We start from the raw sequence: 20,950 nt of genomic DNA on the forward strand, positions 1-20,950 counted from the left end.
AAGCCCCAGACAGATGCCGGGGTCGTACCCTGAGGGTACGACCCCAGTCTTTGCCTTTGGGGGAAGGCAGCAGTTTTACTTCACCGTCAGCGCTTCATAGCGCGCCACGGGTACGCCATCCTTCAGCAACAGCAATTCCTGGTCGGCGTAGCGGTAGCCATTGACTTCGCCCAGGGTGGTCAGGAGCAGGCGTTCCAGGTCCATGTCCTGCGGCTGGCACATCATCATGGTGCCGGCCAACTGTCCAAAGTTCAGGGTGCTGACGCCATCGCTGGTGTAGCCGCCCATCATCTGGTTGCAGCCGCTGTTGCCGCTGGCGCGGCCTTCAGCCAGCAGCAGGGTCACTTCGCGCTGCTCGGGCGCCTTGCGGACCACTTGCTTGCCCTTCAATTCCTTCAGCTTCCACTGCGTGCCCGTCAGCTTCGGTGCCGGCTTGGCGGGCGAGGTGGCGCCTGGCGCAGCGGCGGCAGCGTCGCTGCGCACCGGCGTTTGCGCGCAGCCGGCAGTGATGGCGACGATGGCGGCGAAGGGAATCAGTCTGGCGAGTTTGAACATGGTATTTCCTGGTTAACGTAATAGGGGATAGCCGCCAGCGTAGCAGATCGGCGCCACGCCAGCGTGCACGGTTGACAAGCCTACCGTTCCTGCTCCAGGCGCGCATCGAGCACGGTGCGCGCCGCTGCCACGTAGGCGCGGCAAGCCTGCGGGTCGATGAACGCCTCGCTGCCGGCCGTGGCGCTCGCCTCCAGCCGTTCCCACAGCTGCGACGCCTCCGGGTGGGCGGAGATCAGTACGTCGCAAGGCAGTTTTTCCAGGGTCTCGAAGCTGCGGCGCAAGTCCGCCACCGGGTTCGGATATTCGCTGCTGGCGCTGAACTTGAAGCCGGGACGCGAGACGGCGTTGAGGCTGTCCGCGTAGACCATGTTCAGGCAGCGGGGACCGTCGCACGATTGCCACGTCCAGCTCAAGCCTCCGGGCGTGTGGCCCGGCGTGGCGTGCGCCGTCAGGTTGACGGGGCCGACATTGAACCGGCCGCCGTCGCGCGCCAGGCGCATGTCCTTGACGGGCGGGTACTTGGGCAGCGCGTGGTATTGCGGGTCGTCCGGTCCCACTTCGCCCGACGCCAGGTCCAGCGCGGCCGACGGGCTGGCGGCCACCAGCGCATTGCTGCGCCGCTGCAGTTCGGCCAGGCCGCCCGCATGGTCGATATGGCCGTGCGAATTGAGGATCAGCTTGACGTCCTCGATGCGAAAACCCAGCGTGCCGATATTGGCGATGATCTTGGGCGCCGATTCCGGCAAGCCGCCATCGATCAGCACGTGGCCCTGCGGCGACGTCACCAGCACGGAACTGAGGCCTTTGACGCCCACATAATAGGTATTGCCGAAGATGCGAAAGGGCGCCTGGTCCGCATTCCAGGTGGCGCAGACATCGCAGCCAGGCGTCGGCGGCGTGACTGGCGCCTGCGCCAATGCCAGGGAGCCATGGCCTGTCAGCAGCGCCAGTGCCAGCGCGCGCGTAAGAGTGGGGGGCATTGCGATCCTTATCCGTGGTGCCAGGGTGGCATATGCTGACATGGAACGGGGCTGGACGCAAACGCTAAGGGACGGCGGACGGCGCGCTGGCGGCATCCTGCTGGTAGACCAGTTCGATCAGGGTATCGTCCGCATAGCGGGTGTCGCCCAAGGGGGCCAGGAAGGACGTGCCGCCATTTTTCACCTGCAGCGCGACGCGGCGCCCGCCATCGAGCAGGGTGGCGCTGGCGATGGCCGGATCGCTGTACGTGCTCATCTTGAGTTCAATGGCGGAGCACCAGTCGGTGGCGCGCAGCTTGGTGGCGACCAGGGTGCGTAGCAAGAAGGGCATCTCTTTCTTGGCAATGGCGATGCCGACCTGGCACTGCAGGCGCAGGTCGCCCAGGCGGCGCATGCCGGGCGGTACGTCGTCGCTGCGTACGCTGGCCTGCCAGCGGAACCGGTCTTTTTTTTGGTTGGTGACCAGGTCCGCGTCGTCGCTGTCGGCTTGCGCGCTGCGGGGCAGCACAAAGCTGCCATCTGCAGACAGGGGCACGCTGATCGCCGTCTCGTTGCCGACGATGCGCAAGGTTGCGTCCCACAGGGCATCGGCCGCGACGCCGGGGCCGGGAATCAGCTGGAAGCGCACTTCGCGTGCCCTGGGCGCCAGTGCATGGTGATCGTCAAAGGCATCGAGGCCCGCGGCCATCACGCGGTAGGACTTGAGTTCCGGGTTGCGGATGCTGCTGACGTGGACGGACTGGCTGGTGTCGGCCGCTGCGTCGGCAGGTGTGTCAGCCTGCGTATCCGCGTGAGCTGCGATGTGGCTGAGGGCAAGGATGGCGAGAACGGGAAGGAAAGGAAGATGCACGTAGCCGCCTGTTTGTTTTCAAGATGGCAAACTAACATGAATGCCCAGGCTTGTCACTGGCGCCGCCGCGCCAGCGTCAGATCGCGTGCGCGGCGTGCAGTTCGCCGAGGATGGCCTCTTTTAATTGCGCCTGCGCCGCCGGCGTGCGCAGGCGGGGCCGGGGCGCGGCCACGTCGTACTGGGCGCGTGGCGGTCCGGCGCGCGTGTCGAGCATGACGATGCGGTCGCTCAGGTACAGCGCTTCATCGATATCGTGCGTCACCAGCAGGACGCTCAAGCCATGGCGCGCGGCGATGGCGGCCAGCAAGTCTTGCAGCTTCATGCGCGTAAACGCGTCGACGGCGGAAAACGGTTCGTCCAGCAGCAAGATGCGGGGCTGGCCAAACAGGCCGCGGGCAATCGCCGCGCGCTGCGCCTGGCCGCCCGACAACTGCTTGGGCAGGCTGTCCGCATGGCCCTGCAAGCCTACTTCCTCCAGCAATTGCGCGACCCTGGGATCGTCTTCGCCTTTGGGACCGAGGCCGAAGGCGATGTTTTGCGCCACTGTCAGCCAGGGAAACAGGCGCGGTTCCTGGAAGATCAGGCCAATGTCCGCATGCACTCCCGCCAGCAGCTTGCCGTCGAGGCGCACGGTGCCGCGAAAGTCCGTATCGAGACCTGCCACGATGGATAGCAGGCTGCTCTTGCCGCAGCCGCTGGCGCCGATCAGGCTGACGATCTCGCCCTGGCGCAGCTGCAATTGCAGGTTGTGCAGCACGCGCCGCGGGCCATAGGCTTTGTCATGGATGGCAATGTCGAGCAGGGCAGTCATGCGTGGGGGCTTTCGTCAGGCAGTGGCATAGCTGTCGCGCCAGGCGAGCAAGCGGGTTTCCAGGTGCTGCATCAGGCTGTCGCTGGCCTTGCCCAGCACGGCCAGCAGCACGATGGCCGCCAGCACGATGTCGGCGCGGCTCGTTTCGCGCCCGTCGCTGAGCAGGTAGCCGAGGCCTTGGCTGGCGGCGATCAGTTCGGCCGCCACCATGAACATCCAGGCCAGGCTCAAACCGTTGCGCAAACCCGTGAAGATGGCCGGCAGCGCGGCCGGCAGCAGTACGCGCCGCGCCAGCGCGGGGCGGCTCAAACGGTATAAACGGGCCGCGTCGATCAGCTTGCGGTCCACGTCGCGGATGCCCGACGCCACGCCCATGTAGACGGGGAAGAAGGCGCCGATACCGATCAGGACCAGCTTTGGCGCTTCATCGATGCCTAGCCACAGCAGCAGCAAGGGCACCCAGGCCAGTGAGGGAATGGCGCGCAGGGCCTGGAACGTGGGGTCGAGCAGCGCCTCTGCCGTGCGGTTCAAGCCCACCGCCGCACCGAGCACGATGGCCAGCAGCGCGCCGCCCGCGAAGCCGGTGGCCACGCGCGCCGTGCTGGCCAGCACATGGCCGGCCAGGCCCTGGTGTGCCAGCGCGGCGATGGTGGCGCCGATGTCGCTGGGCGCCGGCAGCAGGTTGGCGGGGATGGCGCCCGTGCGCACGCCCAGCTCCGCCGCCAGCAGCGCCAGGGCGGGCAGCAGCAGGCCTAGCACCGCGCGTGGCAAGGGCGGGCGAAAGAGTTTGTGCCGGACGCCCGTGTCGTGGGCCGGTGCCGGCGCGGCGAGCGTGTCTCTGGCCATGAGCGCCTACGCCTTGCTGATGAAGGGCGCGGCAAAGCGCGTGTCGACCAGGTCCGCGATGGCGCGGTTCAGGTCGGCGCCGGGTTTGACCAGCGCTTCCTCGGCGAGGATGGGCGCGGCCACCAGCAGTGCCTTCACATGTTCGCTCGACGGCTGTGGATTGCTGAAGTCACTGCGCAGTTTCACCTGCAGCAGCGCCACCGGCAGGCTGACCTTGGCTTCTTCCGACAGGATCTTCGCCGCCTCTGCCGGATTGGCGCGTATCCAGGCGCGCGCCCGCTCGTAGGCATGTATCACCTTGCCCACTTCGACGGGGCGGCTGGCGAGGAAGTCCTCGCGCACGTTCAGGAAGCCGTAGGTGTTGAAGGCCACGTTGCGGTAGATCAGGCGCGAACCGGCTTCCAGTTCGCTGGCGGCCATGTGCGGATCAAGTCCGGCCCAGGCATCGACCTTGCCCTGCTCCAGCGCCGCGCGGCCATCGGCATGCTGCAGGCTGACGTGTTCGATGTCGCCGCGTTTCAGGCCCGCTGTCTTCAATGAGCGCAGCAGGAACAGATATGGGTCGGTACCCTTGGTGGCGGCTACCTTCTTGCCCTTCAAGTCGGCCAGGCTGCGGATGGGACTATCCTTGCGCACCACCAGCGCCGTCCACTCGGGTCGCGAAAAAATATACGGCGCGCGGATAGGGTTGCCGTTGGCGCGCGCCAGCAGGGCGGCCAGGCCGGCGCTCGAACCGATGTCGATGCTGTTGGCGTTCAGGTATTCGAGCGCGCGGTTGCTGCCCGCGCTGAGCACCCACTTGATGCTGGTGCCGTCCGGCTTGAATGCTTCTTCCAGCCAGCCGAAGCGGCGCAGCACCAGGCTGGTGGGCGAATAATAGGCGTAGTCGAGGCGCAGCTCCTTCAGCGGCGCAGGCGTGGCGGCGCGTGTGAGGTCGGGCAAAGCGGCGAGGGTGGCGCCGCTGGCGGCCAGTTGCAAGATGGTTCTGCGTTTCATGGTGTCCTTGAATGGGGAATCTGATGCGTCAGGCTGCTGCCAGGGCGGCGTTGGCGGGAGCGATGCTGACCTGCCGGCCCGCGTGATCGGCGGGCAGGCGCGGGCCCAGGCCGAAGACCTTGTGGCGCAAGCTGCCTTCCTCGTATTGCGTGCGGTAGCGGCCGCGCCGCTGCAGTTCCGGCACGATGTGTTCCACTACGTCGGCCATGCTGTCGTGGGCCACGGCGAAGGCGAGGTTGAAGCCGTCGATGCCCGTCGCGTCGAGCCAGTTTTCCAGCTGGTCGGCCACCTGGCGCGCATCGCCCACCAGCACCGGGCCGCGCCCACCGAGGCCGATGTATTCGGCCGCCTCGCGCACCGTCCACGTGCGGTCCGGGTCGGCCTGGCTGAACGAGGCCAGTGCCGAGCGGCCGGCCGGGGAATCGATGTACTCGATGGTGGCGTCGAGCGGGTAGCGGCTGAAATCGACGCCCGTCCAGCCGGACAGCAGCACGAGGGCCGCCTCGATATTCACGTGGCGCAGGTAGTCGGCATGCTTGGCGCGCGCTTCTTCTTCTGTGGCGCCCGTGATGACCATCGCCTGCGCGTAGATCAGCAGCGCGTCGCCATCGCGTCCGGCCTGCCGCACGGCGGCGCGCAGGTCGTCGGCGTAGCGTTTCACCACCGTCTTGCTGGGCCCACTGACAAAGGTGGCTTCCGCATGGCGCGCCGCGAAGCGCGTGCCGCGCGGCGAGGTGCCCGCCTGGTACAGCAGGGGCGTGCGCTGCGGCGACGGCTCGCACAAATGGATGCCGGGCACCTGGTAGTGGCGCCCGGCATGGTTGATCGGATGGACTCTGGCCGGATCGGCATAGATGCCGCGTGCCTTGTCGTTGACGACGGCGTCGTCGTCCCAGCTTTTTTCCCACAGCTTGTAGACGACGTCGAGGTATTCGTCGGCCAGGTCGTAGCGTTCGTCGTGGCCCAGTTGCTGGTTCAGGCCCAGGTTGCGCGCCGCGCTATCTAGATAGCCGGTGACGATATTCCAGCCGATGCGCCCGCCAGTCAGGTGGTCGAGGGTGGACATGCGCCGAGCGAACGTGTACGGATGTTCATAGGTGAGGGCGCAGGTGACGCCGAAACCCAGGTGCGTGGTCGCCTGCGCCATGATGGGCACGAGGGCCAGCGGGTCGTTCAGCGGCACCTGCACGCCGTGTTCCAGGGCCGCATCGAGGCTGCCCCGGTACACGTCATACACGCCCAGCACGTCGGCCAGGAACACCGCGTCGAACAGGCCCGCTTCCAGCAGCCGCGCCAGTTCCGTCCAGTGTTCCGGGTTGGTATAGCGGTGGCTGCGGTCGCGCGCATGCGTCCACAGGCCCGGCGACTGGTGGCCGACGGTATTCATCTGGAAGGCGTTGAAGCGTATCGTCTTTGCCATGGCTTACTTGGCCGCCGTCTGCAAGGCTTGCTGGTAGTCGGGTTTCGAATAGCCGGCAAAGTGTTTATTCGTGATGTCGAGGAATTCGCGCGAGCGGTAGGCGGCCGCCAGGTCCTTCGCGAACTGCTTGTCCTTGTCCGCCGTGCGGATGGCCACCAGGTTGATGTAGTTGGGCGAGATTTTCTCGGCCACCAGCGCGTCCGTCAGTTTCAGCCCCGACGCCAGCGCGTAATTGCCGTTGATGAAGGAGTAGTCGGTGTCGCCCAGCGAGCGTGGCAGCTGCGCCGCTTCCAGCGGCAGCAGCTTGATTTTCCTGGTGTTGACGGCGATATCCTTTTCCGACGCGCGCACTGGGTCGAAGCTGGCGCGCAGCTTGATCCAGCCCAGCTGGTCGAGCAGCACCAGCGCGCGTGCCTGGTTGGTCGGATCGTTCGGCAAGCCCACCGTCGTGCCTTCCTTCACGTCGTCCAGGGTCTTGTGCTTCTTGCTGTAGATGGCGATCGGCGCCGTGGGGATCGTGATCAGGTCCGTCAGGGCCAGCTTGTGCTCCAGCGCGAATTTCTTCAGGTAGACGATGTGCTGGAAGACGTTGGCGTCCAGCGAACCCTCGGCCAGCGCGAAGTTCGGCTGGATGTAGTCGTTGAATTCCACCAGCTTGACCTTGTAGCCCTGCTTTTCCAGGATGGGCTTGATGCCCAGCTTGATCTGGTCCGCGTACGGCCCGGCGCTGGTGCCGATGGTGATGTCCTTCGGGTCCTTGGCGTGGGTGAAGGTGGCCGTCAAGGCCAGGGTCAGGGCGCTGAGGAGGATGCTGCGGCGGGCGATGGTCATGGTGGCTCCTTGGTGGGTGAATTATGAATACGCGGTTGGTTCGGGCACCGTGCCGGTCAAGGCAAAGCGTCCCAGGTCGCGCAGCTTGTAGTCGATGGGGTCGTGCAGGGTATGCACGCGCACGTTGCGCCAGAAACGGTCGTAGCCATACTGGGCCGAGGTGGAACGGGCACCCGTCAGTTCGAACATCTGGCTGCTGATCTCCAGTCCCGCCTTGTGCGCCAGGCACTTGGCTTCGGCCACGGCCACGGCCAGCAAGCCCCGTTCGCGCGCCGTCACCAGCGCGCCCTTGCGGAACACTTTTTCCAGTTCTTGCGCCGCCGCGTCGGCGAGCACTTGCGCGGGACGCAGCAAGAGCCACAGCTGGCCGTAGCGGTGCTGCACCAATGGGTCGTCCGTTGCCTTGGCCACGCCCGAGGCAAACCAGGCTTTCGCCTGCTCGTCCGTGTAGCGGCGCGCCGCCTCGAACGCGCCTTCGGCGATACCCAGATAGAGGTTGGCCATGATCAGTTGCGCGATCTGCGAGCGCACGGTGGCTTGCGGCGTGGCGGCCTGCGCGGGCGCCTGCAGCACCAGTTCGCGCGGCAGGGCGACGCCGTGGAAATGCACATTGCCGCTGTCCGTCTGGCGCTGGCCGAAGGCATCCCAGTCCGCCTGCACGGTGACGCCATCCTGGCGCGTGGGCAGGGCGGCGATCAGCGCCGTTTGCGTGGGCGCATGCCAGGCGGAGACGGTCAGCCAGTCCGATCCCACGGAACCGGAAGAAAAGCTCTTGATGCCGTCGAGGAGGTAGCCGTCGTCGCTGTCGCTGGCCGTGACCCGTTTGTCGAGGGGATTCAATGCATTGCCCCAGAACAGGCGCTCGTCGACGGTCAAGGCGAGCAGGCGGCGCTGCTGCTGCGCGCTGCCATACAGCTGCAGGCCGGCCAGCTGCAGATGGTGGAAGCCGAAGACATGCGCCAGTGCGCTGTCGGCCCGCGCCAGGATGCGGATCACCTGGTACACGAGGGGCCACGACGCGCCCTGGCCGCCGAATTCCACGGGGATCGACAAGGTGAGCAAACCCGACTCGCGCAGCCATTCGCGCTCCTGCGCAGCGTGCCCGCCGGCCTGGTCGCGGGCATTGGCCGTTTCAGCCAGGCGCGCGGCCAGCGACGTGGCGATGCTGATGGCGTCCTGCAGGGGTTCCGGCACAGGTGGCTGGGGACGGGCGGTATGGAGAAAAACGCTAGACATGGGTGACATTCCAGAAAGACGATGACGCCGATATTGCACCGCCAGGCACGCGCCGTACACGAAGAAAACCGCGCATGGATATGCGAAAAAAGCCGTGCAAGGAGCGGCGATTTCGCTTGCGGGGCGTCAGGCCCGGATAGTCAAAAAACGCATATCGAAGCGCGAAAGCATTCGTTTTACACGGCTGCTGATGGCGATAGGCTGCAAGCATCCGAGCAACTTCAATCCGACAACGTACAGGGACGGGCATCACATGAGCATCTTGTTATTGGGCGGTAGCCCGCAACTCCCATCGAGTTCCAGCCGTCTGCTGCTGCATATCGGCGAACAGCTGGCGCTGCAGGGCCACAGCTACGCCAAGCTGCATGTGCGCGACTTGCCGGCGCAAGCCTTGCTGCTGGCCGACTACGACGACGCGGCGATTGCCCGCGCCGTGCGCGCCGTGGCTGACGCGGACGCCATCGTGATCGCCACACCCATCTACAAGGCTTCGTATACCGGCTTGCTGAAAGCCTTCCTCGACCTGTTGCCGCAAGATGGCCTGGCCGGCAAGCTGGTGCTGCCGCTGGCCACGGGCGGCGGCCATGCCCACACCCTGGCGCTCGACTATGCGCTGCGTCCCGTGCTGCATGCGCTGGGCGCCAAGCAAGTCTTCACCAGCATCTACGCCAATGCGCAGCAGCTGGCGTGGCATGAAGAGCGGGGCCTGAGCCTGGATGCGCCGATTGCCGAACGCGTGCAGGCCGGCATCGAGGAACTCTCCACCGGTCTGTTCGTGCTGCAGGGGCAGCGTCCGCCCGCGCCGGCCGATATCCCGTTGCCTGTGCGTTCGCTGCAAGACCAGCCTTACGCGCCCCAGTATCAAGCCGCCTGATTATTCACCGACCAAGGAACTGCCATGACACACCGCCACGCACAACGACTCTCGCGCCGTACCACCCTGGGCCTGCTGTTTGCCGCCGCCGCGGGCGTGATGGCGGCCGGCATGCCGGCCGCGGCGCAGGCGCAGGCCAAGGGGGAGGTCCGCATCGGTTACCAGAAATACGGCACCCTGACCTTGTTGAAGGGCCGCGGCACGCTGGAAAAACGCCTGGCAGAGCAGGGCGTGGGCGTGAAATGGACGGAGTTCCCGGCCGGCCCCGTGCTGCTGGAGGGCCTCAACGTGGGCAGCATCGATTTCGGCACCGTGGGCGAGGCGCCGCCGATCTTTGCCCAGGCGGCCGGCGCGAACCTGGTGTATGTCGGCAATGAGCCGGCGTCGCCGGCCAGCGAAGCCATCGTCGTGCCCAAGGGTTCTGGCCTGCGCACCCTGGCCGACTTGAAGGGCAAGAAAATTGCCCTGAACAAGGGTTCGAACGTGCATTACCTGTTATTGAAGGCGCTGGAAAAGGCCGGTGTCGCGTACGCCGACATCCAGCCCGTGTTCCTGCCGCCGGCCGATGCGCGCGCCGCCTTCGAGCGGGGCAGCGTGGACGCGTGGGCCATCTGGGATCCGTTCCTGGCGGCCGCCGAAAAGCAGCTGGGCGCCCGCGTCCTGGCCGATGGCAAGGGCCTGGTGGCGAACTACCAGTTCTACCTGGCCTCGCGCACGTATGCGGAAAAAAATCCCGAGATCCTGCGCATCGTGCTCGATGAAGTGGCCAAGGTCGATGACTGGGGCCGCAACAATCCGGAAGAAGTGGCGACGATCCTCGCCGCGCAGACGGGCTTGAGCAAGGATGTCGTGGCGCTGGCCGCTTCGCGCTATGCGTATGGCGTCAAACCCGTGTCGGTCGATGTCATCGCTTCGCAGCAAAGGGTGGCGGACGCGTTTTCCAGCCTGAAGCTGATTCCGAAACCGATCGTCGTCAAGGACGCGCTGCTGCCGGCGCGCCAGCTGGCCACCAGCACAAAATAAACAAGCAAAGAAACAAGCAAAGGAAAGCACGCCATGTCATTGAATGTCTTCTGGTTCATCCCTACCCACGGCGACAGCCGCTACCTGGGCACGTCGCAGGGCGCGCGCCCCGTCGATGCCGATTATCTGCGCCAGGTGGCGGTGGCCGCCGACACGCTCGGCTACGACGGCGTGCTGCTGCCCACGGGCCGCTCCTGCGAGGACGCGTGGGTGGTGGCGTCGTCGCTGATCAGCGTGACGCAAAAGCTCAAATTCCTCGTGGCTATCCGCCCCGGCCTGTCCACACCCGGCCTGGCCGTGCGCATGGCGTCCACGTTTGACCGCCTGTCGAACGGGCGCCTCTTGATCAATGTCGTCACGGGCGGCGACCAGGGCGAGCTGGAAGCGGACGGCCTGTTTGCCGACCACGCCAAGCGCTATGAAATTTCCGATGAATTCATCAAGGTGTGGCGCGCCACTCTGGCGGGCGAGGGCGGCGCGGCCGGCTACGATTTTGAGGGCAAGCATATCCAGGTGAAGGGCGCGAAAACCCTGTATCCGCCCGTGCAGAAGCCATACCCGCCCCTGTATTTCGGCGGTTCGTCGGAACCGGCGCATGAACTGGCGGCCGAGCAGATGGACGTGTACCTGACGTGGGGCGAGCCGCCGGCCGCCGTGGCCGAGAAAATCGCCGACATCCGCGCGCGCGCCGCGAAAAAAGGCCGCACAGTCCGGTTTGGCATCCGATTGCACGTGATCGTGCGCGAAACCAACGAGGCGGCCTGGCGCGCGGCCGATGAACTGATCAGCCACCTGGACGATGACATCATCGCCAAGGCGCAGGCGGCCTTCGGCAAGATGGATTCCGTGGGCCAGCAGCGCATGGCGGCCTTGCATGGCGGGCGGCGCGACAAGCTCGAAGTGTCGCCGAATCTGTGGGCCGGCGTGGGCCTGGTGCGCGGCGGCGCGGGCACGGCCCTGGTCGGCGACGGCCCGACCGTGGTGGCACGCATGCAGGAATACGCGGACCTGGGCATCGATACCTTCATTTTCTCCGGCTACCCGCACCTGGAAGAATCGTACCGCTTCGCCGAACTGGTATTTCCGCTGCTGGGCAAGGGCAAGGCCGTGGGCGAGCAGTCACTGACGGGGCCCTTCGGCGAAGTCATGGCCAGCAATATCGTGCCGGCCGCGCCGCAGAAAAAGGCGGCCTGAGATGGCGGGCGGCTCCATACAACGGGCAGGCGCCGCGCCGTGGCGCAATGCCTTGGCGCCATGGGCCTTGCCAGTGGCGCTGCTGCTGGCCTGGCAACTGGCGGCGCAGTGGGGCTGGCTGTCGAGCCGCATCCTGCCCGAGCCGTGGGCCGTGGCGAAAGCCTTCTGGCACCTGGCCGTGTCGGGCGAACTGTGGCTGCACCTGAAAACGAGCTTGTGGCGCGCGACGGTCGGTTTCGCCGTCGGCGCGGGACTGGGCTTGCTGCTGGGGCTATTGACGGGCAGTTTCCGCCATGCGGAAACACTGCTCGACACGACCCTGCAAATGGTGCGCAACATCCCCGCGCTGGCCCTGATCCCGCTGGTGATCCTGTGGTTCGGCATCGACGAGACGGCCAAGCTGTTTCTGCTTGCCGTCGGCGTGTTCTTTCCCGTCTACCTGAATACCTTCCACGGCATCCGCTCGGCCGACCAGGGCTTGATCGAAATGGCGAAAAGCTATGGCTTGTCCGGCTGGCCCTTGTACCGCGACGTGATCCTGCCGGCCGCCATGCCTTCCATTCTGGTGGGCGTGCGCTTTTCGCTGGGCCTCGTGTGGGTGCTGCTGATCGTCGCCGAAACCATCTCGGCGCAGGCCGGCATCGGCTACATGACCATGAATGCGCGCGAATTTTTGCAAACGGACGTGGTGCTGGTGGGGATACTGCTGTATGCCTTGCTGGGCAAGCTGGCCGATTTGTTCTCGCGCCGGCTGGAGCGCCACTGCCTGCGCTGGAATCCCGCTTACCGCTAATGACGAAAGAAGACACCATGCTGCTTGCCCCCATCCAGATCGAAACGGATTTCCTGTCGCACTTCGTGCAGTACGACCCGGCCAGTGCGCCGCCGCAGGCGAAGATAGCCCCACAGGCTCCCTTGCAACGGCGCGGCGTACCCTTGGCGCTGACGAACCTGAGCAAATCCTACACCAGCCGCCCCGTGCTGAAAAACGTCGACCTGCAGCTGGAAGCGGGCGAATTTGTCGCCATCGTGGGGCGCAGCGGCTGCGGCAAGAGTACCTTGCTGCGCTCGATCGCGGGCCTGGAAAGCGTCGATGACGGCAGAATCGCCATCGGCAGCGGCATCGGCGCGCCCGACATCCGCATCATGTTTCAGGAATCGCGTTTGCTGCCGTGGAAGACAGTGCTCGACAACGTGGCCCTGGGCCTGCCCCGTTCCGTCGGTGCGGCGGCCGCTTCGCTGTGGACGGTGGGCCTGGCCGAGCGGGCGGACGACTGGCCGTCGGCCCTGTCGGGCGGGCAGAAGCAGCGGGTGGCGCTGGCCCGCGCCCTCGTGCACGAGCCGCAACTGCTGCTGCTCGACGAGCCCTTGGGCGCGCTCGACGCCCTGACGCGCATCGAGATGCAGCAGCTGATCGAGTCGCTGTGGCTGGCGCGCGGCTTCACGGCCGTGCTGGTGACGCATGACGTGGCCGAGGCCGTGGCCCTGGCCGACCGCGTGCTGCTGATCGAGGATGGGCAGATCACCATGGACGTGCAGGTGGATTTGCCGCGCCCGCGACAGCGCGGCCATGCGGCTTTCGCCGCGCTGGAGCAAGCTATCTTGTCTCGGGTGTTGCAGCCATCTCCGCCAGGACAATAAAGCCGTCACCATCGACGGTTGCCACGATGCGCTCGTAGCTGTCGATGGCCGGGTGGCGCGTGGCCAGCGGATGCGCATGCGTGGCAGTGACGACGATGACCTTCGCACCGGCCGCTTCGCCCGCCTCGATGCCGACGGAAGCATCCTCGAACACCAGGCAATCGGAGGGCGCCACGCCCAGTTTTTCCGCCGCCAGCAAATAGCAATCGGGCCGGGGTTTGCCCGCCTTGACGTCTTCCGCCGTCACCATGATGGCGGGTATCGGCATGCCGGCCGCCTTCAGGCGCGCCGTGGCCAGCGCCCTCGGCGCCGAGGTGACGATGGCCCATTGCGCGGGCGGCAGCGACTGCAAGAAGCGCAGCGCGCCCGCGATTTCAATAATTCCTTCCACATCGATGATTTCCGCATCCGTGATGCCCTGCGATTCGCGCTGCGCGTCGACGCCGGGCAAGCGCAGCTTGGCGATGGTGTCGACCGAGCGCGCGCCGTGGATGGTGGGCAGGAAGGCCGCCACGTCGAGACCCTGGCGCTGCGCCCACGTGCCCCAGATGCGTTCGGCGGCGGCGATGGAATTGATGACGGTGCCGTCCATATCAAAAAGAAAAGCCCGGTAGCGGCCGGCGGCCGATGGTGTCGGGGATGAAGACGGCGAGGGCAGTGCGGACATGGCTTCCTTCCGGATGATGGGCTGGAAGCCATTGTAACGGCAGTCGATTTTTATTTCACAGGTAGACCGATTCAAACCTGGCCACAGGCGCGCCATCCTTGAGCAGGATCAGGTACTCGCCTTCGAAGCGGTAGCCCGTCACGCTGTTCAAATTGGCCAATACCGCGCTTTCCAGCTGCATCAGGAGCGGCGGGCAGGCCATACGCGTGCCGGCCAGTTGGGTGAAGCGCAGGACGTTGCCGGTCAAGGTATAGCCGCCCATCATGCGGTTGCAGCCCGTGAAACCATGGACCTTGCCATCGTCGGTGAGGGTGATGCGCACTTCGCGCTCCTGCTCCGGCGCCATCGTCACGTCGGCGCCATCGAGCTGCGTCAGCTTCCAGTAGGTATTCGTCAGGCTGTACATCGGTGTCAGACCGGTGTCCGGCTTGGCGCTGTCGGGCGTGGTGGCGCAGCCGCCGGCCATGGCGATGGCGGCGGCAAGGGGCAGGTAGGTGAGACGATGCGTCAGGCGATGCAGCATGGGGCGCTCCTGTGAGGGGGAAATGCCTGCACACTAGCAGATTTTTCGCGCCGGCCGGCGTACGGCAGCGGCGAATGTTTCCATTTTGCCAGTACTGGCATTACACTCATGCTTTCTATTGTTTTAACCTTGATCGGGGAGCCGGGCCGATGCTGCAAGCGCAAGCGCTGGATAATCGACTGGTCGCCACCAGTGCCGACGATGTGCTGGTCGACCGCATCGTGCCCGGCGCGCCGCTGGTGATCGCCTTCGGTTTCGTGTCGTGGACGACGCGTCCCGCCTTCGATTTTTACGGGCGTCTGCGCAAGCTGGAGCAGGCTAGCGGCCAGCATCTGAACAAGATCCTCGTGCGCGATTCGGGCAATGCCTGGTACCACCGCCGCATCGCGGGCCTGGGCAGCCATGTGGATGAAACGGAGCAGGCCCTGCGCGAACTCGTGCGCCGCATCGCGCCCAGTCAAGTCACCACCGTCGGCCAATCCATGGGCGCGTACGCGGCCGTCATGTATGGCTTGCTGCTGGACGCGCAGCAGATCGTCGCCTTCGGGCCGCTGTCCTTCCTCGACGTGCAGCAGGCGCGCTTGTACCATGAGCTGCGCTGGCTGCCCGTGATGGAATCGCTGGCGCAAGATCCGCCGCCGTCTGGCTACTACGACCTGGCGGCCCTGTGCCGCGCCAGGGCGACGGACGATACGCAGCTGCACCTGGTGTTCGGCACGCGGCCCGACGCGGCACATGCCGGCGCCGGCGCCAGCGAATCGGTCAACCTCGACGCCATGCACGCGCAGCGCCTGGCTGCCTTCGGCCGCTGCACCCTGCACCCGTATCCTCAGTCGGGCCATGCGGTGGTGCAGCACCTGATCGACACGAAGCGCATCAACGGCTTGCTGGCCGCATGCATACTCGGTCTCACGCTGGAAGATGAACCGATGCCGGAGATCGGCGCCGCCTGGCAAGACTGGGTGGCGGAAAACCTGCGTTTGGGCTGCGCCGGCGAGCAGCTGGTGGCGGTGCTGCAGCAGCACGGTTTTTCCCTGGCCAGCAGCATGGCTGCCGTGGATGTGGCCCGCGCCAAGGCCATATGACGCCGCAGTTCGAACTCGACACCCTGAAAATCCGCATCGCCGCGCCCGAACTGGCGGCGCTCGACTTGCGCGTGCGGGTGCAGCGCGCGCTGCGCCAGCTGATACTCGATGGCGTGCTGGCGCCCGGCCTGCGCCTGCCGGCTACGCGCGCGCTGGCGCAATCGCTGGGCGTGTCGCGCGATACGGTGGAAATGGCGTATGCGCAGCTGCGTCTCGATGGCTATCTGCGGCGGCAGGCGGGATCGGGCAGTTTTGTCTCGCCGACGATAGGCGCGAGCTTGCTGGGCAAGCCTGCGATGACGCTGCCGCCCTTGTCCGCGCAGCCGGTGGCCCTCAGCGCGCGCGGTGCGCAGATTCTCGCCAGCGGCGGCGTGGCCGACCAGCAGAGCGTGAAGGCATTCGCCACGGGCTTGCCGGAAACGCGGGCCTTTCCGCTCGACGTGTGGGAGCGCTTGCGGCGCCAGGCGGCAGGCGAACACCAGGCCGGCATGCTGCTGCACGGCGACCCGCAAGGGGCAGAACCCCTGCGCCAGGCCATCGCCGACTATGTGAACCTGGAGCGGGGCGCGCGCGCCACGGCCAGCCAGGTGCTGGTGCTGAGCAGCACGCGCCAGGCCCTGTACCTGTGCGCGCAGGTGCTGGCCGACGCGCACGGTCCCATCCTGATGGAGGACCCCGGTTATTTCGGCGCGCGCAAGGCGTTCGAGATGGCGCAATTGCAGGTGATTCCAGTACCCGTCGATGCGCATGGCTTGTCCATCGACCACCTGCGCGCGGACCGCAGCGGCGCCAACACGACTTACGTCACGCCGTCGCATCAATACCCGACGGGCGCCACCCTGGCGCTCGAGCGCCGGCTGGCCCTGACTGCCTGGGCTGCGGAACGCCAGGGCTGGATCATCGAGGATGATTACGACAGCCAGTTTCACTACGCGGGCTTGCCGACGGCGTGCGTGCAGGGGCTGGACACGCAGCAGCGCACGATTTACCTGGGTACCTTCGCCAAGTCGCTGTATCCGGGCCTGCGCATCGGCTACATGGTGCTGCCGCCCGCGCTGGTCAAGCCGATGACCCATGCGCGCAGCATTCTCGATGGCCACACGCCGCAGCTGGACCAGCTGACACTGGCTCGTTTCATCGCCGATGGCCATTTCGCGGCCCATGTGCGCGCCATGCGCAAGGTCTACGCCGTGCGCCGCGATGCGATGGCGCAGGCCGTGCAGCGGCACTTGCCGCACGTGGTCACGGCGCAGCTGCCGCCGGGCGGTTTGCAGATGCCATGTCTGCTGCACGGGGGCAGGGACGAGCTGGAGACGATACGCCTGGCGGCGCAGGCGGGCATCGTGCTGCCGGGCCTGAGCCGGCTGTATGCAACGCCACCCGCGCGGGGCGGCTGGCTGCTGGGCTTTGCCGCGCTCACGCCGCACGAGATCGACAGCGGCATCGTCCGCCTGGCCCGCGCGCTGGGGTGAATGCTCAAGTGGTCTGTTATGCATGCGTAAAGTGGCCTGTCTGAGCAGTCCATACAAACGCTAAGATGCCCCTTTTGAACATCAGGCAAGGGCACACGCATGCACACAAGCTCCACATCATCGGCCGCAACCGGCAACAGGTGCCAGGCGCGCTGGCGCGACCTGGCGTCCCCCGCCATGGCCGCCTTCATCTCTGTCCTCGTCAACTATGGCGGCACCTTCGTGCTGGTGTTCCAGGCAGCCCAGCTGGCCCAGCTGAGCGCGGCGCAGACGGCATCCTGGGTCTGGTCGCTGAGCATCGGCGTGGGCGTGACGGGCATCTGGCTCAGCTACCGCTATCGCGCGCCCATCATCACGGCCTGGTCCACGCCCGGCGTGGCCTTCCTTGCCACCGTCATGCCGCACACGCCGTATGCCGAGGTGATCGGCGCCTACATGATCTCCGCCATCGCCTTCATTGTGCTGGGCATGTCCGGCGCCTTCGAGCGCCTGGTGCGCTTGATTCCTGGCGGCATCGCTGCCGGCTTGCTGGCCGGTATCCTGCTGCAGTTTGGCGTGAATGCGTTTGGCGGCGCTAGCGCCGACCCGCTGCTGGTGGTGGTATTGCTGCTGTCGTATGCCGTGCTGCGCCGTTTCACGGCACGCTTTGCCGTCGTCGGCATCATGCTGATCGGCCTGGTCCTGCTGCTGGCGCAGGGACGCATCGATGCGCAAGGCATAGCACTGGCCCTGGCCGCGCCCGTGTTCGAGATGCCGCGCTTTTCCGTGGCGTCCCTGCTGGGCGTGGCGCTTCCCCTGTTTCTGATCACCCTGACTGGGCAGTATATGCCTGGCATGCTGGTGCTGCGCAATGACGGCTACCAGGTCAGCGCCAATCCCATCCTGACGGCGACGGGCCTCGGTTCGCTGCTCATGGCGCCATTCGGCGCGCACGCCTTCAACGTGGCCGCCATCACGGCCGCCATCTGCACGGGCAAGGATGCGCATGCGGATCCGTCGAAGCGCTATGTCGCGGGGCTCGCTTGCGGCGTGCTGTACATTCTGGTGGGCATCTTCGGCGTCACCCTGGCCAGCCTGTTCATGGTCTTGCCGCGCCCCTTCATCACGGCGCTGGCGGGCCTGGCCCTGCTGGGCGCCATCGGCAACAGCCTGGCGCAGGCGATGGCGGACGTGCGCATGCGCGAAACGGCCTTGATTACTTTCCTGGCGACGGCCGCGAATGTGACCCTGCTGGGCGTGGGCGGCGCCCTGTGGGGGCTGGCGGCCGGACTGGCGGCGCATGGCCTGATGCATGGATGGCGCAAGGCCGCATAGCAAGATAGGTTGCCCGTTTTGCCAGCCGGCGCATACAATTGCTGCGCCCGTGCCCGTTGGCACCGTAATCCGACTTGACCCGAACGATGCCCGAGATCATTTCCCTGGCGCAGTATCTGCTGGCGATCACGCCCGCCTTCCTCGTTTGCGGCGCCTTGCTGCTGGCCATTCCCCGGACGGTGCCACTGCTGCGCGTGCTTGTGCACATGCTGTTCTTCGTGCTGGCGCGCGACGCGATGACGGCGCACGGCTACTGGCAGGTGGCGGCGGGCGGCTTGCGCTTCACGGCGCCGCCGCTGGTCTTGCTGGCGCTGGGCGCCATGTCGCTGGGCCTGGTGGCGAGTACGTGCTGGCTGGAAAGCGAGGCGCGCCGCCAGATCCGCTGGTGCGGCATGCGGCCAGCCCTGTCCGTGCTGCTGGGCGTGGCGGGCGCCGCCCTGATCATCGCGCTGGCGACGGGCTTGAAAGCCGTGTTTAACTTGCCCTCGCTGGCGCCCGTCGCGCCATCCGCGCTGCCCTTGCTGCTGGGCTTTGCGCTGGCGGCTAACTGTTATGAGGAATTGCTGTTTCGCGGCTTGCTGCAGCAGCAATTGCGCGCCTGGCTGCCGGCCTGGCGCGCTGCGCTCGTGTCGGGCCTGCTGTTTGGCCTGTGCCACGCCTTTCTCGCCACGACCGTCACGCAGGTGGGCGCGCCCATCCTCGTGTTTACCGTGATCGAAGGCGTGGTGGTGGGGCTGGTATATTGTCGTGCCGGCTTGCTGGGCGCATCCCTGGCCCATGGCCTGGCCATTTTTGCGCTGGCGGCCGGCTGGGTGTGAAACCTGTTGTTTAATATCAAAGAAACGAGAAGACAATGCCTGTAAGTTCTTACCTGAATACCCGCCCCGTGCTGGGCGAGCGCGTCTACCTGCATGGCACGGCGCAAGTGATCGGCGATGTGCAGATCGGCGACGACTGCTCCATCTGGTGCAACAGCGTGCTGCGCGGCGACGTCAACCGCATCGTCATCGGCGAAGGCAGCAATATCCAGGACTTTTCCATGGGCCACGTGTCGCACAGGAATGCGGCCAAGCCCGATGGTTCACCGCTGACCATCGGCAACTACGTGACCATCGGCCACTCCGTGATCTTGCACGGCTGCACCATCGGCGACGAGTGCCTGATCGGCATGGGCAGCATCGTCATGGATGACGTGGTGGTGGAAAAGCACGTGATGCTGGGTGCGGGCAGCCTGGTATCGCCGGGCAAGGTGCTGGAAAGCGGCCATCTGTACGTGGGCCGGCCCGCCGCCAAGGTGCGCGCGCTCACCGAAGCCGAGATCGCCTACCTGCGCTATTCGGCCGAGCATTACGTGCGCGTCAAAAACAATTACCTGGCCGGTGGCGACGGCGCCTGAGCGCTAGCGGTATCAATGCGGCGCAGTTCCGGCCGCGGCGCCAGGTCTTGCGGCAGGCGCAAGGCTGACACGAGTCCCAGGCGCCGCAAGAGCAGCAGTACCCACCAGCCCGGGTCCCATTCACCCGGCAGCAGGCCAAGCCTGGCCGAGCCCGGGTACGCGTGATGGTTGTTGTGCCAGCATTCGCCCATGGTCAGCAGCGATGTCAGGCGGATATTCCGGCCCTGCACGGCCGCGCCATCGACATGAAAGTGCATCTGGCCATGGTTGTGGGCGAAGTAGCCGATCAGCCAGTGACCGAGCACGCCGGCGCTGACCCGCGCGCAGACGCCCCAGCAGACCAGGCCCCAGCCGCCCCAGGCGTAGAACAGCACGGCCCACGGCAGTTGCTGCAGCATCCAGGTTCTTTCCAGAAAACGATAGAAGCGGTCGTGCGCGATGCGCGGCTCGATGGCGATATGCGGCGGATGGTCGAGGTCAAGGCGGCAGAATAATTGCCACCAGGCATCGTTCCAGAAGCCGGCGCCGTGGCGCAGATACGGGTGGCAATCGGGCAGGCGCTGCGCATAGTCGCGCAGTTCGTGCTGGCGCAGCAGGCCCAGCGGGCCGCTGAGGCCCACCAGCACGCCCAGGTACACGAGTACATATGCCAGCCATTGCGGGCATTCAAAGCTGTCGTGGATCAGCTTGCGGTGGCTGCCCAGCGAATGGCCGAACAGCAGGACGATGGCCGTGCCGCTCACAAACAGCAGCAAGCCGGTCCAGCTGAAGCAGAGCAGGGCGCCCGTCACGGCGCCGGCCAGCATGGTTATCAGCCACAGCGATTGCAAAGGCGCAAAGCGTACTGAACCTTTCAGCACGCTGTCGGCGTAGGTGGCGCGGGCGCGGTGGCTGGCCAGGCTGGCTGCGGACATCAACCCTTGGGGGCTGACGACGGTTGCGTGTACTTGTCGAAGTTGGTGATGTAGTCGTTGAAGTTGTCGGTCAGCATGCGCTTGTACTGTTCCGTGAAGAACGCCACGGCGCCTTCCTTCTCTTCCTGCATCTTGGCCACGTCGTTGCTCTTGCTGGCGACGAGGAAGGCGTTGAAGCGGGCGGCCGCGTACAGCAGCGAGGTGGCGACTTCATTGCCGCCGCTGTGCATGCATTGCTCATTGGCCAGGGCGATGACCTGGTCGGCGCGTTCCCAGAATTCCGGGCCCGGTGCTGGTTTGGTGGTTGGTGTGCTCATAGAAA

General features: G+C 66.1%; 23 protein-coding genes. 10 read left to right on the forward strand and 13 right to left on the reverse strand.

Going from position 1 to position 20,950, the window contains the following annotated elements; translation table 11 throughout:
• Positions 1 to 75 precede the first annotated feature (75 nt).
• The 9 genes from LSO07_RS11865 to LSO07_RS11905 form a co-directional block, all read right to left on the reverse strand.
• Positions 76 to 555 carry an META domain-containing protein gene (locus tag LSO07_RS11865; RefSeq protein WP_151094345.1) on the reverse strand — a complete coding sequence of 160 codons (480 nt, stop codon included), beginning with the start codon at positions 553 to 555 and terminating at the stop codon, positions 76 to 78.
• Positions 556 to 635: 80 nt separating this feature from the next.
• Complete coding sequence (gene bla / locus LSO07_RS11870) at positions 636 to 1,535, reverse strand: subclass B3 metallo-beta-lactamase (protein ID WP_151094347.1); 900 nt, start codon at positions 1,533 to 1,535, stop codon at positions 636 to 638.
• A gap of 64 nt (positions 1,536 to 1,599) precedes the next feature.
• On the reverse strand, positions 1,600 to 2,385 hold the full coding sequence (locus LSO07_RS11875) for a hypothetical protein (protein ID WP_151094349.1): 786 nt from the start codon (positions 2,383 to 2,385) through the stop codon (positions 1,600 to 1,602).
• 76 nt (positions 2,386 to 2,461) lie between these two features.
• Entirely contained in the window at positions 2,462 to 3,196 is a 735-nt protein-coding gene (locus tag LSO07_RS11880; protein WP_070279083.1) for an ABC transporter ATP-binding protein, read from the reverse strand.
• Between the two features lie 15 nt (positions 3,197 to 3,211).
• Positions 3,212 to 4,042 (reverse strand): ABC transporter permease, encoded by an 831-nt coding sequence (locus LSO07_RS11885; protein ID WP_151094351.1) that lies wholly within the window; start codon positions 4,040 to 4,042, stop codon positions 3,212 to 3,214.
• Positions 4,043 to 4,048: 6 nt separating this feature from the next.
• Complete coding sequence (locus LSO07_RS11890; protein WP_151094353.1) at positions 4,049 to 5,038, reverse strand: aliphatic sulfonate ABC transporter substrate-binding protein; 990 nt, start codon at positions 5,036 to 5,038, stop codon at positions 4,049 to 4,051.
• Positions 5,039 to 5,066: 28 nt separating this feature from the next.
• A complete protein-coding gene (locus tag LSO07_RS11895; RefSeq protein WP_151094355.1) occupies positions 5,067 to 6,458 on the reverse strand; it encodes an LLM class flavin-dependent oxidoreductase in 1,392 nt (463 codons plus the stop codon).
• A gap of 3 nt (positions 6,459 to 6,461) precedes the next feature.
• On the reverse strand, positions 6,462 to 7,289 hold the full coding sequence (locus tag LSO07_RS11900) for a MetQ/NlpA family ABC transporter substrate-binding protein (protein WP_151094357.1): 828 nt from the start codon (positions 7,287 to 7,289) through the stop codon (positions 6,462 to 6,464).
• 21 nt (positions 7,290 to 7,310) lie between these two features.
• Positions 7,311 to 8,525, reverse strand: a complete 1,215-nt coding sequence (locus LSO07_RS11905; protein ID WP_151094359.1) for an acyl-CoA dehydrogenase family protein — start codon at positions 8,523 to 8,525, stop codon at positions 7,311 to 7,313.
• Positions 8,526 to 8,778: 253 nt separating this feature from the next.
• Between LSO07_RS11905 and ssuE the strand changes: the two genes are divergently transcribed.
• Genes ssuE through LSO07_RS11930 form a run of 5 tightly spaced genes read left to right on the forward strand, consistent with a single transcriptional unit; the run spans position 8,779 to position 13,257 of the window.
• Positions 8,779 to 9,399 carry an NADPH-dependent FMN reductase gene (gene ssuE / locus LSO07_RS11910; protein WP_151094361.1) on the forward strand — a complete coding sequence of 207 codons (621 nt, stop codon included), beginning with the start codon at positions 8,779 to 8,781 and terminating at the stop codon, positions 9,397 to 9,399.
• A 24-nt stretch (positions 9,400 to 9,423) separates the two neighbouring features.
• Positions 9,424 to 10,422, forward strand: a complete 999-nt coding sequence (locus LSO07_RS11915; protein ID WP_070259111.1) for a sulfonate ABC transporter substrate-binding protein — start codon at positions 9,424 to 9,426, stop codon at positions 10,420 to 10,422.
• A gap of 33 nt (positions 10,423 to 10,455) precedes the next feature.
• Positions 10,456 to 11,616: an FMNH2-dependent alkanesulfonate monooxygenase gene (gene ssuD, locus LSO07_RS11920; RefSeq protein WP_070279091.1), complete on the forward strand. Its 1,161-nt coding sequence runs from the start codon at positions 10,456 to 10,458 to the stop codon at positions 11,614 to 11,616.
• Position 11,617: 1 nt separating this feature from the next.
• Entirely contained in the window at positions 11,618 to 12,409 is a 792-nt protein-coding gene (ssuC, locus tag LSO07_RS11925; protein ID WP_151094363.1) for an aliphatic sulfonate ABC transporter permease SsuC, read from the forward strand.
• Positions 12,410 to 12,426: 17 nt separating this feature from the next.
• On the forward strand, positions 12,427 to 13,257 hold the full coding sequence (locus LSO07_RS11930; protein WP_151094365.1) for an ATP-binding cassette domain-containing protein: 831 nt from the start codon (positions 12,427 to 12,429) through the stop codon (positions 13,255 to 13,257).
• Here LSO07_RS11930 and LSO07_RS11935 read toward each other — a convergent pair.
• Together LSO07_RS11935 and LSO07_RS11940 are read right to left on the reverse strand one after the other, a co-directional pair.
• Positions 13,214 to 13,924 carry an HAD-IA family hydrolase gene (locus LSO07_RS11935; protein WP_151094367.1) on the reverse strand — a complete coding sequence of 237 codons (711 nt, stop codon included), beginning with the start codon at positions 13,922 to 13,924 and terminating at the stop codon, positions 13,214 to 13,216. The two genes, LSO07_RS11930 and LSO07_RS11935, sit on opposite strands and share 44 nt — an antisense overlap.
• A gap of 55 nt (positions 13,925 to 13,979) precedes the next feature.
• On the reverse strand, positions 13,980 to 14,447 hold the full coding sequence (locus tag LSO07_RS11940; protein WP_151094369.1) for an META domain-containing protein: 468 nt from the start codon (positions 14,445 to 14,447) through the stop codon (positions 13,980 to 13,982).
• A gap of 149 nt (positions 14,448 to 14,596) precedes the next feature.
• On the opposite strand from LSO07_RS11940, the gene LSO07_RS11945 reads away from it, so the two are divergent.
• The 5 genes from LSO07_RS11945 to LSO07_RS11965 all read left to right on the forward strand — a co-directional run bounded on the left by LSO07_RS11945 (position 14,597) and on the right by LSO07_RS11965 (position 19,714).
• Entirely contained in the window at positions 14,597 to 15,532 is a 936-nt protein-coding gene (locus LSO07_RS11945) for a hypothetical protein (protein ID WP_151094371.1), read from the forward strand.
• A complete protein-coding gene (gene pdxR / locus LSO07_RS11950; protein ID WP_151094373.1) occupies positions 15,529 to 17,004 on the forward strand; it encodes a MocR-like pyridoxine biosynthesis transcription factor PdxR in 1,476 nt (491 codons plus the stop codon). Before LSO07_RS11945 ends, pdxR begins: the two co-directional genes overlap by 4 nt.
• Before the next feature lie 177 nt (positions 17,005 to 17,181).
• Positions 17,182 to 18,318: a benzoate/H(+) symporter BenE family transporter gene (locus LSO07_RS11955; RefSeq protein WP_225317451.1), complete on the forward strand. Its 1,137-nt coding sequence runs from the start codon at positions 17,182 to 17,184 to the stop codon at positions 18,316 to 18,318.
• Positions 18,319 to 18,392: 74 nt separating this feature from the next.
• Entirely contained in the window at positions 18,393 to 19,136 is a 744-nt protein-coding gene (locus LSO07_RS11960; protein WP_151094377.1) for a CPBP family intramembrane glutamic endopeptidase, read from the forward strand.
• A 35-nt stretch (positions 19,137 to 19,171) separates the two neighbouring features.
• A complete protein-coding gene (locus tag LSO07_RS11965) occupies positions 19,172 to 19,714 on the forward strand; it encodes a gamma carbonic anhydrase family protein (protein WP_151094379.1) in 543 nt (180 codons plus the stop codon).
• Here LSO07_RS11965 and LSO07_RS11970 read toward each other — a convergent pair.
• Positions 19,687 to 20,628: an acyl-CoA desaturase gene (locus tag LSO07_RS11970; protein WP_151094381.1), complete on the reverse strand. Its 942-nt coding sequence runs from the start codon at positions 20,626 to 20,628 to the stop codon at positions 19,687 to 19,689. The two genes, LSO07_RS11965 and LSO07_RS11970, sit on opposite strands and share 28 nt — an antisense overlap.
• Positions 20,628 to 20,945, reverse strand: coding sequence for a DUF3144 domain-containing protein (locus LSO07_RS11975; RefSeq protein ID WP_034782889.1), 318 nt, complete (start codon positions 20,943 to 20,945; stop codon positions 20,628 to 20,630). Before LSO07_RS11975 ends, LSO07_RS11970 begins: the two co-directional genes overlap by 1 nt.
• Positions 20,946 to 20,950: the final 5 nt, after the last annotated feature.

This window comes from Janthinobacterium sp. PLB04 (genome assembly GCF_021165895.1).
GTDB classification, from domain to species: domain Bacteria; phylum Pseudomonadota; class Gammaproteobacteria; order Burkholderiales; family Burkholderiaceae_D; genus Janthinobacterium; species Janthinobacterium lividum.

What these genes read in the sequence shown, in the direction of transcription:
- LSO07_RS11940 (WP_151094369.1), bottom strand. Translation starts at nt 14,447, where the DNA reads ATGCTGCATCGCCTGACGCATCGTCTCACCTACCTGCCCCTTGCCGCC.
- LSO07_RS11945 (WP_151094371.1), top strand. Translation starts at nt 14,597, where the DNA reads ATGCTGCAAGCGCAAGCGCTGGATAATCGACTGGTCGCCACCAGTGCC.
- LSO07_RS11900 (WP_151094357.1), bottom strand. Translation starts at nt 7,289, where the DNA reads ATGACCATCGCCCGCCGCAGCATCCTCCTCAGCGCCCTGACCCTGGCC.
- LSO07_RS11955 (WP_225317451.1), top strand. Translation starts at nt 17,182, where the DNA reads ATGGCCGCCTTCATCTCTGTCCTCGTCAACTATGGCGGCACCTTCGTG.
- LSO07_RS11885 (WP_151094351.1), bottom strand. Translation starts at nt 4,042, where the DNA reads ATGGCCAGAGACACGCTCGCCGCGCCGGCACCGGCCCACGACACGGGC.
- ssuC (WP_151094363.1), top strand. Translation starts at nt 11,618, where the DNA reads ATGGCGGGCGGCTCCATACAACGGGCAGGCGCCGCGCCGTGGCGCAAT.
- LSO07_RS11930 (WP_151094365.1), top strand. Translation starts at nt 12,427, where the DNA reads ATGCTGCTTGCCCCCATCCAGATCGAAACGGATTTCCTGTCGCACTTC.
- ssuD (WP_070279091.1), top strand. Translation starts at nt 10,456, where the DNA reads ATGTCATTGAATGTCTTCTGGTTCATCCCTACCCACGGCGACAGCCGC.
- LSO07_RS11865 (WP_151094345.1), bottom strand. Translation starts at nt 555, where the DNA reads ATGTTCAAACTCGCCAGACTGATTCCCTTCGCCGCCATCGTCGCCATC.
- LSO07_RS11935 (WP_151094367.1), bottom strand. Translation starts at nt 13,924, where the DNA reads ATGTCCGCACTGCCCTCGCCGTCTTCATCCCCGACACCATCGGCCGCC.
- pdxR (WP_151094373.1), top strand. Translation starts at nt 15,529, where the DNA reads ATGACGCCGCAGTTCGAACTCGACACCCTGAAAATCCGCATCGCCGCG.
- LSO07_RS11915 (WP_070259111.1), top strand. Translation starts at nt 9,424, where the DNA reads ATGACACACCGCCACGCACAACGACTCTCGCGCCGTACCACCCTGGGC.
- LSO07_RS11965 (WP_151094379.1), top strand. Translation starts at nt 19,172, where the DNA reads ATGCCTGTAAGTTCTTACCTGAATACCCGCCCCGTGCTGGGCGAGCGC.
- LSO07_RS11975 (WP_034782889.1), bottom strand. Translation starts at nt 20,945, where the DNA reads ATGAGCACACCAACCACCAAACCAGCACCGGGCCCGGAATTCTGGGAA.
- LSO07_RS11895 (WP_151094355.1), bottom strand. Translation starts at nt 6,458, where the DNA reads ATGGCAAAGACGATACGCTTCAACGCCTTCCAGATGAATACCGTCGGC.
- bla (WP_151094347.1), bottom strand. Translation starts at nt 1,535, where the DNA reads ATGCCCCCCACTCTTACGCGCGCGCTGGCACTGGCGCTGCTGACAGGC.
- LSO07_RS11890 (WP_151094353.1), bottom strand. Translation starts at nt 5,038, where the DNA reads ATGAAACGCAGAACCATCTTGCAACTGGCCGCCAGCGGCGCCACCCTC.
- LSO07_RS11905 (WP_151094359.1), bottom strand. Translation starts at nt 8,525, where the DNA reads ATGTCTAGCGTTTTTCTCCATACCGCCCGTCCCCAGCCACCTGTGCCG.
- LSO07_RS11970 (WP_151094381.1), bottom strand. Translation starts at nt 20,628, where the DNA reads ATGTCCGCAGCCAGCCTGGCCAGCCACCGCGCCCGCGCCACCTACGCC.
- LSO07_RS11880 (WP_070279083.1), bottom strand. Translation starts at nt 3,196, where the DNA reads ATGACTGCCCTGCTCGACATTGCCATCCATGACAAAGCCTATGGCCCG.
- ssuE (WP_151094361.1), top strand. Translation starts at nt 8,779, where the DNA reads ATGAGCATCTTGTTATTGGGCGGTAGCCCGCAACTCCCATCGAGTTCC.